Here is a 12,119-nt window from a genome sequence, read left to right as displayed (position 1 = left end):
CTTACCGATTCAAAGAGCTTTGACTATTCCATTACTGGAGATAGTCATCTTTTTCACTTCCGGCTGAACAGAAAATTAACCGGACTGGACTTTCACCAGCTAGAGGTACACCACTTCGTGACGCACCGGATAACACGGATGAGCACGGATAATGTAATGTAAGAATTTTTAAGCAACGAACAAAACTAACAAAACGAACTATTTTCTAATCACTAATCACCAGTCACGACTTTCTCTTCACTGTTCACTGTTCACTAATTCCGCGATTCACCAATCACCATTCACAATTCACAATTAGAATTCATTATTTGTTTAGTCTTTAAGTCAAGCAGTCTATCAGTCGTGTAGTCTTTCAGTCACGACTTTCCCTTCACAGTTCACTGTTCACTATTCACTAATTCCGCGATTCACCAATCACTAATCACCAGTCACGTTTTGTTAATAATTAAACGCGCTTCCTCCGATGAACTCTCTAATGATGGAATTTCCGGGCACTAATTCAATGTTTATACCCGCTATCATGTCCAGTATCCTCAGCAGCCTGAGGGCTTCTGAATGTTCTGAAGAAGTAGGTCTTATGCTTTCCAGGAGAGGTCTGGCAATATGACGTAATACTCCCAGCTCATAAGTTAGGATACTATTGAACATATAATCAGCGTTTTCCTGAAAAGGAAAAATATATTTCTCTTCACCTATGCGAATATCATCCCATCTCTTCAATGTAGTTTCGGCATCAATTCCTCTGAACTTGCTGTCACGCACCATGCGCCTGATCCGTCTGCAATCAGTAGTTGATATCCTGTTATGCTCATCAATATTCAGATTATTTAAAGCGGATACATATATCTTGGTTTTCTGCTGAAAGGGAATACTCTGGGTGAGCATATCATTCAAACCATGGATACCTTCGATCACCAGCAGGTCATCTTCTCCCATCGAGATCCGGGTCCCGCTGTTGCGAGATGTACCATTTTTAAAATTATATTTGGGCAATTCTATCTCTCTGCCACTCATCAGGTCAGTAAGGTCTCTATTCAATCTTTCCAGATCTATTGCTTCAATATTCTCAAAATCAAATTCACCATCCGGTTTACGGGGAGTACGGTCATGAGGCAGGAAATAATCATCCAGACTGATAGCAAGGGGCTTGATGCCATTCACTATCAATTGAATTGCCAGCCGTTTGGAGAAAGTTGTTTTACCAGATGATGAGGGACCAGCGATCAGTACCAGCTTTAGATTCCTGTCTGACATTATCTCATCAGATATCTTAACCAGCTTGCGCTCCTGAAGCGCTTCCTCGATCTGGATCTTTTCCCTGATAGTGCAATCTTTCACTGCTCTATTCAAAGATTTCACCATGTGGAGCTTAATTATACCTAACCATTTATCATGCTCCTGATGAGTTGAGAACAGCTTTTTGGGGAAATGGAATTCAGGCTTGAGATGATGTTCGCCTTGACGTGGATAACGCAGGATAAAGCCCGGAGAGTGATAATAGAGCGCAAAATTCCTGGCAACAGTAGTGGAATTAGCTATCTGGGCGTAGATAAGTTCATAGAAATTCCGACACTCATTAATGATATTTTCTTCGGGATGTAAATGAGTGAGTACATCTTTTCTACCCTGTTCAGCAAATATCTGGAATGCTTCATAATAAGATAAAATGACCCGTGTTATGGGAATTGCTTCGGCAATTATCCGCTCCATTTCTTCCTGCATTTTCTCTATATCCTGAGGAGTGAATATCCTGCTGCCAAACACTTCACAATATATACCATCACCTATGGAATGCTCAACAATTACTCTATAGTGACCATTGAAGCAATTATGAAATGCTTTCAGCATCACAAACAGGGTTGTATTCATCCTGATACTGCTGCCCTCGGTGGAATTTATGGTTATGATATTCAACACTCCCCCACCGGGTACACTATCTGTAGGCAGTATTACGTTATCCAGCTTGGCTATCACATAACTTGGATAATCAAGTTTGAGTTCCTCGCATATCTTCTCAATTTCTATTCCTTCAGTATATTCCAGCTCTCCCGCGGGATGAGCATCTATTTCTACAAATAATTTTTCCATCGAAACCTCCACACGCAGACAAATATGACTGCTAAATCAGTCAAGGGAAAGTAGATTTGCACACTTTGTGCTGGTGATTAGTGAAAAATGAAAAGTGAGACGAAAAATGTAATGTAAGAAAAGAATATTCACCACAGAGGTCACAGAGAACACAGAAAATGTAATGAAGATTTTAGCCACGGATTGCACGGATGAACACGGATAAGAAAAATAAGGGTGCGACTACATGACTGATGGACTGCTCGACTGCAGGACTGCCCGACTGATAGACTGCGGGACTGAAAGACTAAAAAAAATCGATTCACGACTCATCGAAGATACTCCGAAGCTTTATGCAGCGTAAGCGAAGGAGTACGATTCATGGATTGAAAATCCACATATTACACTTAATTTTCAATTTTACATCCTGTCAGCCTATGACTGATTCAATTATTCTCACCCTTTCACACCCTCTCATCTTCGCACCCTCGCGCTCTTGTGGGGAAATTCTTGACGTAATAAAGGGCAATTTTTCGCTGACCGCATTGGAGGTTATTATGAGAAAGAAATGGCAGAGAAATCTGATTCAGTTAGTCGGTATAATGTTCGGTTCACTGCTTACAGGACTGGCTTATTCCTGGTTCCTGGCACCCTATAAAATAGTGCCGGGCGGAGTAGGTGGTCTGTCTCAGATATTATTTCATTTTTTTGATATTCCCATGGGTATATCAATGCTCCTCTTTAATGTTCCCTTATTTATAATAAGTTTCATATTCATGGGTTCACGCTTTGGTACCCGTTCCATTTATGGGATGCTGATGGTTTCTTTTTTCACTGATATAGTAAGTTTTGCCAATCTTAATAAAATTGGACTAATCAGTGACTTGACACCATTCACTTTCCTCTATGATGGAGAAAGGATATTCTCGATCTTGGGACCCACAGATATATATCTTTCTGCGATTGCCGGCTCTGTTCTTCTGGGACTTGGTCTGGGAATTATCTTCCGCTTTAAAGGTTCCACCGCAGGTACTGATATCCCGGTTGCTCTCATCAAGAAGAAGACCGGGCTTTCCATAGGTACTGGCTACTGGATCGTGGAAACCTTTATCATTTTGACTGTTGGTCTTATTTTCAAGGATGTTAAGATCATTATCTGGGGTTATGTTAATCTATTTATTTCGGCCAAGATGACTGATCTTGCCTCTGAGGGACTGCCATTCGTGAAAGGTGTTTACGTGATATCCACCAAATATGTAGAGATAAAAGAAGCGATATATGAGCACATTCACCGGGGAGTAACACTTCTAAAAGCAACTGGCGGCTATACGGGGAATGAACAAAATATCATCTTCTGCGTGATGAATAAAAGGCAGGTCTCTGTTATGCGTGACATGGTGAAAGATATTGACCCTGGGGCATTTATGATCCTCACTGATGTACATGATGTGATGGGATATGGCTTTAAAAGCAGGGAGCTTGATCTGAGCAGCCCTGATTAGGGGAATAAATATAGGTCCTATAAAAAAAATCCCTGAACGAGTCAGGGATTTTTTATTTAATTAAAATTCTGCTGAATTAGTGGTTCGAGGATAAGAGATGACGTCACGGATATTCTGCATACCCGTCAAATACATGATAACGCGTTCAAATCCAAGTCCGAAACCTGCATGTTTAGTTCCGCCATATTTCCTCAAATCCATATACCACCAGTAATCATCTTTATTTAAACCCATCTCCTGGATCCTTTTTTTCAGCATTTCCAGACGTTCTTCACGCTGACTGCCTCCAATGATCTCACCCACTCCGGGCACCATCAGATCCATGGCAGCAACCGTTTTGCCATCATCATTCTGCCGCATATAAAAAGCCTTGATATCCTTGGGATAATCTGTTACGAAAACAGGCTTCTGAAAGTGCTCTTCCGTCAGATAGCGTTCATGCTCTGTCTGCAGGTCTATTCCCCATTCAACAGGAAATTTAAATTCTCGATCAGCACTTAATAAAATATCAATTGCCTCAGTATATGTGACATGCCCAAAGCTGCTGGAGACTAGATGCTTCAATCTTTCCAATAATCCTTTATCAACAAACTTATTGAAAAACTCCAATTCATCGGGAGCCTTTTCCATGATGTAGTTTATGATGTATTTCATCAGACCTTCAGCCAGATCCATGTCATCCTTAAGGTCAGCAAAGGCGATTTCCGGCTCGACCATCCAGAATTCCGCAGCATGACGGGCAGTATTAGAATTTTCTGCTCTAAAGGTGGGACCAAAGGTGTACACTTTGCGAAATGCCATCGCATAGGCTTCTACTGCAAGTTGACCACTAACTGTCAGATTTGTTTCTCTGCCAAAAAAGTCTTGAGCATAATCCACTTTCCCATCTTCTGTGAGGGGAGGATCCACCGCAGGCAGAGTGGAAACGCGAAACATCTCGCCCGCACCTTCACAATCACTACCAGTAATTATTGGTGTGTGCACACACACAAAGCCATTATCCTGCAGATAGCTGTGAATTGCATGTGCTGCCAGAGAACGGATTCGGAATACAGCTAAAAATGTGTTTGTGCGGGGACGCAGATGAGCTATCGTCCGCAGGTACTCAAAGGTGTGACGCTTTTTCTGAAGCGGGTAATCTCCCGCTGATTCACCTTCAATCACTATCTGAGTAGCTTTGATCTCAAAGGGCTGTTTGGCATTAGGAGTTAATTCCAGTTTTCCGGTAATACACAGTGAAGTAGCAATACCGACTTTACTGATCTGAGCATAATTTTCCAGATGATCTTCAAACACTATCTGGATGTTCTTAAAAAAGGAACCGTCATTGAGTTCAATAAACCCGAAGGTTTTCGAGCTGCGGATAGTTCTTATCCAACCGCAGATCGTAATAGTCTGGTCAGCAAATTTGCTTTGCTGGGCATATATTTCTTTTATTTCTGTAATTTTCATAATATCTCCTATTTATCAGGTATTTATCTTTTCTACAATTTTCTGGGCGACTTCAAGGGCATTATATCCTGCTACACCATCCACAAGTGGATTAGAGCCAGCTTCAATCGCCTGGAAAAATGCCTCTAATTCCATAGTTAGGGCATCCTTTCCATCCGATGAAGCTTTCACCTCTCTTATATCAACCACGTCTTCCTGATTAATATCATCAAATTTCCCAGCTAATATTTTGGGATATACTTTATACAATTTCTTTGATTTAGTGACTATCCTCACTGATTTTTCCTGGAAATCGAGAGAGAAATATGCGTCCTTCTGAAAAATCCGTGCCTGGCGGGAACGCTTAAGTGAAATGCGGCTGGCAGTAACATTTGCCACTGCCCCATTCTCAAATTCAATCCTGGCATTGGCAATATCTATGCTTTTTGTCATCACTTTCGAACCGGAAGCACTGATGTGTTTTACTTTACTATCGATAAAGGCCAGTATGAAATCAAGGTCATGGATCATGAGCTCATGAACCACCGGGACATCAGTCCCGCGAGCGCTAAAAGGAGCAATACGATGTACTTCGATAAAGATAGGATCTTTTATCAGACTTGAGATTTCCAGAATAACAGGATTAAATCTTTCAATGTGTCCTACCTGCAATCTTAGATCATTCAAAGCTGCTATTTCAATTAATTCCTTTGCCTGAGCTAATTCTTCGGTAATAGGTTTTTCCAGGAACACGTGACGCTTCTTCAAAAGAGCTGACTTGGCAAGCTCATAATGGGAGATTGTGTTTACCACTATCACCATCGCATCACACTTATCCAATAGGCTCTGATAATCAGAGAATACTTTTATATTATGCTTCTCACCAATCTCCTTAGCTCTTTTGGGCTTTTTATCATATAAACCAACAAGATTGATCAGCTTAGATTGTGACATTATCCGGGCATGGTTCTGTCCAAATTGTCCTACTCCCACTATTCCTATATTCAGCATCCATTACCTCCCGGATTATTTTTTATATTAAACAAGCTATCACACCTGCTGAGCATTCTTTAAAGAGATCTTTTTGGCAATACCCAGAATGATACCTAAGGCAATAGCCAGTAATGCAGCACTCATAACCCGAAATTCAGGGGGTAGAGAAAAAGTAACTACCTGAGCCGGAATCCAAAACCAGATACAAGCGAATCCTACTATTTTGAACATGTTATCCCAATCTATCTGGCGGAAAGCAGCAGGTATATTCCAGGCTCTGAACAATCCTCCCTGCTCGATCGCAGTATCTGTGAGCCGATGAAAGCTCATCATGGGAAAGGCAAATACAATATTCATAAAGAATGATTTCCAGAAAGCTTCCAGAAGAGGAATGCCCTTGCCCGGGATCAAACCGGCTGATAGTATTCCTTCAGTTCCGAAAGAGAATAGGGGAAATACCACTGTGAATACTACTCCCAGAAATGCCCAGACTAGAAAACGCTCGCCCAGCCTGATACCAGACAGCTTCCACTTCCCTGTAACTATTTTGCCACCAAGCAATTCACCCATGGTTCCTAAAAGGCCAACTTTGATAAGACCCATTAAATATGGATAAGCAATTGTAAGCTCTCTGAAAACTCGCTGAGAATTCGGACAGATCAAGATCGCCAGAACCAGAGCCAGGATGACTACCCAGCAAATCGTTATAACATTATCTTTCATTATTAACCTCATATATTTTAATTATATATAAATTTTATGTCTTTAGCTGAAATAGGCTTTTAATGTCAACTAACTTCCTATTTTGCAATAAAAATAATATTTCAGGTTAATAATGAAAAACTGATTGACGAATATAGTGGGGGCTAAGAACTTAGTAACAAAGTATAAAAGTAATGGAGGTTATGATGAAAAAGGTCTTGATTACGGGAATAATCTTAATTGTATTGATAGCTGCTGTGGCAGCAGACATTCAGGACTTGAACGGTGTCGCCAAAAAAAATCTACGTTCTGCGAATAATTACTACCGTCAAAAGATATATGAAAAGGCAATGCCTTTTTATCAGCAGGTAATTGAAGAAAATCCTAATCACGTGGAAAGCCTTTTTAATATGGCAGGAATTTATTATGAAGTGGATTTGGATTATGCAACTGCTTATGAATTTTATAATCGCACTCTTAGTGCAATACAAAAAGTTTATGATGAATATGCCCAACTGAAAGAAACAGATGAGAAAGCAGCAAAAAAATATCATAAGAAATATATCGATAAAGAGGATTTGGATAAAAAAGAAGAAATGGCAAAGCTTTTACAATCCAATTCCTGGAAATATATTTATAAAAGTGGATATGATCATTATATAGTTGAAGAATATGATATTGCAATTCAGGAACTTACAAAGCTGCATGCATTGGCTCCAGACAGTTTATTAACGATTAAAATGCTAGGTAACAGCAATCTGAAACAGGGAAATATAGAAACAGCAATTTCCTATTTCAAGCAATTAGTAGATTTGGAACCTGAAAATGAACAAAATGCTCAATTGATAGCCAATCAGTATTTTCAATTAGATCAAAAAGACCTGGCAGTCCAGTATTATGAGAAAGCATCCGAAATAAATCCGGAAAATCCTGATAACTATTTTAATATGGGGATCTGCTATACTAATCTTGAAGAGCCAGCCAAGGCAATGGCAATGTTCACAACGACCCTGGAATATGAACCAACTAATTTAGATGCAGCCTACAATGCCAAAGTAATTGCTCAGCAACTTAAAGATATGGATAGTTTCCTGCGGTTCAGTGAGATGGAATTTGAGATAAATGGTTATGATGCTGAGAGTTTACGTGTATTCTGTTATCAATTAAATTCTTTGGAACTTTATGAAGCAGTACTTAAATTTGGTGAGAAATGGTCAGATTTGGCACCTAATGAATCCGCACCTTATCAGTTAATGTTCCTGGCAGCTAATAAATTGGGTAAAATAGAACTAAAAGAACAATATCAAAAAAAGCTGCAAGACCTGAACTAGAGCGAAAGTGGCGGAATGGTAGACGCGCTGGACTTAGAATCCAGTGGGAGCAATCCTGTAGGGGTTCAAATCCCCTCTTTCGCACCAAAATTTAAGGGCATGATAAAAAGAGCTTCATGCCCGAAATTTTATAAGAAAAAAGTGGTAATAAAGGAGAAACTGTGAAAACAGAAATTAAAGTACAAGAATCCGGCTGGAGAGAAATGACTGTGATCGTTCCTGCAGAAGATGCTCAAAAGGATTACCGGAAAATAGTAAATCAATATAAAGCCAAAGTTAGTGTACCCGGATTCAGAAAGGGAAAAGCACCCCTGAAAATGGTAGAACAGCTATATGGAGATCAATTTAAGGAAGAATTTATTCTCAAGCAACCGGAAGAATATTACAAAAAAGCATTGGATGAAAATGACATTCACCCCATCAATGAAGCAGAAATAGTTAAAGTTGACTGGGATGTAAATAAGGATTTTGAAGCTGTATATAAATTCCAGATCATGCCTGAAATCGAGATCACCAAATATGAAGGGCTGGAAGTTACATTTAAGGAAATAGAATTTACTGATGATATGGTGGATAATGCATTGGAAAATATGCAGGGCAAATTTGCCACTCAGGAAGAAGCTGAAGCAATTGATACTGATATGCTTGTGAAAGCATCTTTTAAACAGCTTGATGCAGAAAAGCCAATGGAATTTGAAAGAGAATTTACTGTGGGTTCAAATATCTATAACGAAGAAATGAATGAGAAGCTGTTAGGAATTAAGGTCGGTGAAAGCGTACAATCAAAGATATTTAATCCTTCTCATGATCAGGAAGATGATGAATATCAGAAATATCGTGATCTTGATTTTGAGATCACACCCCTTACAATTAAAAAGGAAATCTTACCAGAAATCAATGTTGAGTTTGCCAAAGACGCAGGTTTTGAAGACCTTGAACAATTGAAAGCAAGTATCGAAGATGATTACAAAAGCAAAATTATTGAGCAAAATGATAAAAACAGATTACATGCCCTGGAAATTGCTCTACTGGAAGCTAACCCAATCGAACTTCCTGATTCTGCGGTTAAATTTTATGCAGAGCAAATGGCTGAAGATGCTGCAAAGCAATATGGTATTGAAAAAGAACAACTTATCGATACCTTTATGCCAATTGCTGAGACGAATATGAAGATATTTTATCTTAAAAACAAGATAACTGATAAGCTTGAAATTGAGATCAATGATGAAGATAAGGATGCAATGATCCAGAAAGCAGCTGATAATTTGAAGATTGACGTAGATAAATATAAAGAACTCTATGCAAATCAAATAAATTCAGAAGATTTCATTAACACAGTTAAAGAACAGAAAACCATGGATTTTCTGCTGGAAAAGGCAATACTTGTTGAACCGGTAGAAGATGATGAAAATGATAATGTTGATGAGGATAACCATTCAGCAGATGCTGAATGATAGGAGGATTTATGCCTTTAGTACCTTTTGTAATTGAACAGACTGGCAGAGGAGAAAGATCTTTTGATATCTTTTCCCGCTTGTTGAAGGACAGGATTGTTTTTATCGGCTCTGCAATCGATGATAATGTTGCTAATCTTGTTGTAGCCCAGCTCTTACATCTGGAAGCGGAAGAACCGGAAAAAGATATTTATATGTACATTAATAGTCCCGGTGGAATAGTTACTGCCGGACTGGCTATATATGATACCATGCAGTACATTCGCCCTGATGTAAATACTATTTGTATTGGTCAGGCAGCAAGTATGGGTGCAGTTCTTCTCACTGCCGGTCAAAAAGGAAAGAGATTTGCTCTTCCCAGCTGTCGCGTAATGATCCATCAACCGTGGGGTGGAGCACAAGGTCAAGCCTCAGATATTGAGATCCAGGCTAATGAGATCATCAGGCAAAAAGAAAAACTCAACCAGATATTGAAACTTCATACGGGAAAACCAATCAAGGACATCATCAAGGATACTGACCGGAATTTCTTTATGAGTGCACAGCAGAGCGTGGAATATGGAATTATTGACGAAGTGATAACTTCCCGGAAATAAGGAGTAATATTAGTGAAATCACAAAATAATGACCAGCATTGTAATATATGCGGTAGAAATGCAGGTGAAGTAGATTATCTCCTCAGGGGGCTGGATGGAAATATCTGCAACGATTGCATTATGATGTGTTATAAAATACTTCATGAAGATAAAAGTGCTGAAGAGATGGAAGATTTTGTTCTTCCCACACCCAGAGAGATAAAAGCCTATCTTGACCAGTATGTGATCAGTCAGGAAACAGGAAAACGATTTATTTCTGTGGCTGTATATAATCATTATAAGCGAATCTTTAAGCAAAATATTAAAGATGAGATAGAAATAGAAAAAAGTAATATCCTGATGACCGGACCAACCGGTTCCGGAAAAACCCTTATCGCCCAGACGCTTGCCCGTTTTCTTAAAGTACCATTTGCCATAGCAGATGCTACTACTCTAACTGAAGCAGGATATGTAGGTGAAGACGTGGAAAACATCCTGGTAAGACTCCTTCAAAGCGCAGATTATGACGTGAAAAAGGCTGAGAAAGGTATTATTTATATTGACGAGATAGATAAAATTGCCCGTAAATCAGAAAATCCTTCTATTACACGTGATGTTTCCGGAGAAGGGGTACAGCAGGCTCTTTTAAAAATACTGGAAGGTTCTATTGTAAATGTCCCACCCAAAGGTGGCAGAAAACATCCTCAACAGGAATTCATTGAAGTTAATACTAAGAATATACTCTTCATCGCTGGAGGAGCTTTTCTGGGTCTGGACAAAATTGTTAAAAGAAGAACTAATAAGAAGACAATAGGCTTTGACGTTGTATTGCAAAATCCCCCAACAGTAGATGATCTTCTGGCCCAGGCAATTCCGGATGACCTGGTTAAATATGGACTGATACCAGAACTGGTGGGAAGATTACCTGTCTATACGTCACTGGAAGAACTCGATGAAGAAGCTCTGGTAACCATTCTTACAGAACCTAAGAATGCAATATGCAAACAATACAAAAAACTTTTTGAGATGGAAGATGTAAAATTATCCTTTCAAGAAGATGCACTTCGTGAAATTGGTAAAGTTGCATTAAAACATAAGACCGGTGCTCGTGGACTTCGCTCAATAATGGAAAGATTTATGATAGATATTATGTATAATCTACCTGAAAATAAGGACATCAAGTCAATAGTGATAACTCCGGAGATAGTGAAGGGAGAAGGCAAACCTTTGTCCCGAAAAGTCTCCTGATAATATATCAGCCGGTATGAAAAATCATACCGGCTTTTTTTATCCCTATAAATTCTCTTTCATGGTTATTTAGCTTGACGAAATATGCCAAATCCAAAATTTATAATAAAAATTTATCTGGGAGTGAAGTATGAATTTCAAACCACAGGATGTTATTAATAAACAATTAAATAAATTTATAGCGGTTGCTGTTTTCACCATCTCGCTGGTAGTTTATGTTCTCACTTTAGCACGTAGTCTATCTTTCTGGGATTGTGGAGAATATATCACCTGCAGCAGTATTTTAGGTGTTCCCCATCCTCCCGGAAACCCATTTTATATTTTATTAGGTAGATTTTTTACTGCTCTGGCAGGGAATCAATTTTTTCATACTGCGATAGTAAATTTCATGAGTGCCTTCTTCAGCGCTCTGGCAGTGATGTTCACTTATCTTATCACTGTAAAATTTATTTCAATGTGGGTAAAAAAGGATGAAGTGATATTTGCCTATCTCACCGGATTCATTGCTGCCATGTACATCGCTTTTTCTTATACATATTGGAGTAATGCGATAGAAGCGGAAGTTTATGGCGGTCTTGCATTCTTCCTTAATCTTATCATATATCTTACCTTGATCTATATTGAGAAATCAGAAAATTTCTCTCACCAAAACTACCTGATGCTGATCATTTACCTCTTTTTCCTGGGATTTGGTGTACATCAAACGGTACTTCAACTCGCACCGGCTGTCCTCTTTATTGTCATATATCCCAATGTCTGTGAAGCATTTAAGAATAAAGAGAAATTCTGGTCCTGGCTGGGAATTTATCTAGCTGG

General features: G+C 39.1%; 10 protein-coding genes and 1 tRNA gene. 7 read left to right on the top strand and 4 right to left on the bottom strand.

The annotated features are described in order from the left end of the window. Nucleotides 1–438: 438 nt before the first annotated feature. Entirely contained in the window at nt 439–2,088 is a 1,650-nt protein-coding gene (locus RAO94_09450; protein MDP8322560.1) for a nucleoside kinase, read from the bottom strand. A gap of 536 nt (nt 2,089–2,624) precedes the next feature. Between RAO94_09450 and RAO94_09445 the strand changes: the two genes are divergently transcribed. Next, nucleotides 2,625–3,569: a YitT family protein gene (locus tag RAO94_09445; protein ID MDP8322559.1), complete on the top strand. Its 945-nt coding sequence runs from the start codon at nt 2,625–2,627 to the stop codon at nt 3,567–3,569. A gap of 60 nt (nt 3,570–3,629) precedes the next feature. On the opposite strand, the gene asnS is transcribed toward RAO94_09445, so the two are convergent. The 3 genes from asnS to RAO94_09430 are packed head-to-tail and all read right to left on the bottom strand — an operon-like array spanning nt 3,630 to nt 6,716. Continuing rightward, nucleotides 3,630–5,021 carry an asparagine--tRNA ligase gene (gene asnS / locus RAO94_09440; GenBank protein MDP8322558.1) on the bottom strand — a complete coding sequence of 464 codons (1,392 nt, stop codon included), beginning with the start codon at nt 5,019–5,021 and terminating at the stop codon, nt 3,630–3,632. Nucleotides 5,022–5,036: 15 nt separating this feature from the next. Beyond that, entirely contained in the window at nt 5,037–6,011 is a 975-nt protein-coding gene (locus RAO94_09435; protein MDP8322557.1) for a Gfo/Idh/MocA family oxidoreductase, read from the bottom strand. Nucleotides 6,012–6,050: 39 nt separating this feature from the next. After that, entirely contained in the window at nt 6,051–6,716 is a 666-nt protein-coding gene (locus tag RAO94_09430; GenBank protein MDP8322556.1) for a hypothetical protein, read from the bottom strand. Nucleotides 6,717–6,898: 182 nt separating this feature from the next. Here RAO94_09430 and RAO94_09425 point away from each other — a divergent pair, with 182 nt between their 5' ends. The 6 genes from RAO94_09425 to RAO94_09400 all read left to right on the top strand — a co-directional run. After that, the gene (locus RAO94_09425; GenBank protein ID MDP8322555.1) at nt 6,899–8,026 is read left to right on the top strand and encodes a tetratricopeptide repeat protein; all 1,128 of its coding nucleotides are present in this window, start codon (nt 6,899–6,901) and stop codon (nt 8,024–8,026) included. A 1-nt stretch (nt 8,027) separates the two neighbouring features. Further along, a tRNA-Leu gene (locus RAO94_09420) sits at nt 8,028–8,113 on the top strand. Between the two features lie 74 nt (nt 8,114–8,187). Beyond that, nucleotides 8,188–9,480: a trigger factor gene (gene tig, locus RAO94_09415; protein ID MDP8322554.1), complete on the top strand. Its 1,293-nt coding sequence runs from the start codon at nt 8,188–8,190 to the stop codon at nt 9,478–9,480. An 11-nt stretch (nt 9,481–9,491) separates the two neighbouring features. Further along, nucleotides 9,492–10,076 carry an ATP-dependent Clp endopeptidase proteolytic subunit ClpP gene (clpP, locus tag RAO94_09410; protein MDP8322553.1) on the top strand — a complete coding sequence of 195 codons (585 nt, stop codon included), beginning with the start codon at nt 9,492–9,494 and terminating at the stop codon, nt 10,074–10,076. 12 nt (nt 10,077–10,088) lie between these two features. Continuing rightward, nucleotides 10,089–11,303, top strand: coding sequence for an ATP-dependent Clp protease ATP-binding subunit ClpX (clpX, locus tag RAO94_09405; protein MDP8322552.1), 1,215 nt, complete (start codon nt 10,089–10,091; stop codon nt 11,301–11,303). Nucleotides 11,304–11,433: 130 nt separating this feature from the next. Continuing rightward, the coding region (locus RAO94_09400) for a DUF2723 domain-containing protein (protein MDP8322551.1) at nt 11,434–12,119 on the top strand (686 nt) is incomplete at its 3' end.

The sequence above is a fragment of the Candidatus Stygibacter australis genome (genome assembly GCA_030765845.1).
GTDB classification, from domain to species: domain Bacteria; phylum Cloacimonadota; class Cloacimonadia; order Cloacimonadales; family TCS61; genus Stygibacter; species Stygibacter australis.
Note: the sequence above shows the minus strand (reverse complement) of the source record. Positions and strands in the feature narration are given on the sequence as shown.

Bases quoted from the DNA above. Each gene is read 5' to 3' on its own strand.
- RAO94_09450 (MDP8322560.1), bottom strand. From the start codon at position 2,088: ATGGAAAAATTATTTGTAGAAATAGATGCTCATCCCGCGGGAGAGCTG.
- RAO94_09445 (MDP8322559.1), top strand. From the start codon at position 2,625: ATGAGAAAGAAATGGCAGAGAAATCTGATTCAGTTAGTCGGTATAATG.
- asnS (MDP8322558.1), bottom strand. From the start codon at position 5,021: ATGAAAATTACAGAAATAAAAGAAATATATGCCCAGCAAAGCAAATTT.
- RAO94_09435 (MDP8322557.1), bottom strand. From the start codon at position 6,011: ATGCTGAATATAGGAATAGTGGGAGTAGGACAATTTGGACAGAACCAT.
- RAO94_09430 (MDP8322556.1), bottom strand. From the start codon at position 6,716: ATGAAAGATAATGTTATAACGATTTGCTGGGTAGTCATCCTGGCTCTG.
- RAO94_09425 (MDP8322555.1), top strand. From the start codon at position 6,899: ATGATGAAAAAGGTCTTGATTACGGGAATAATCTTAATTGTATTGATA.
- clpP (MDP8322553.1), top strand. From the start codon at position 9,492: ATGCCTTTAGTACCTTTTGTAATTGAACAGACTGGCAGAGGAGAAAGA.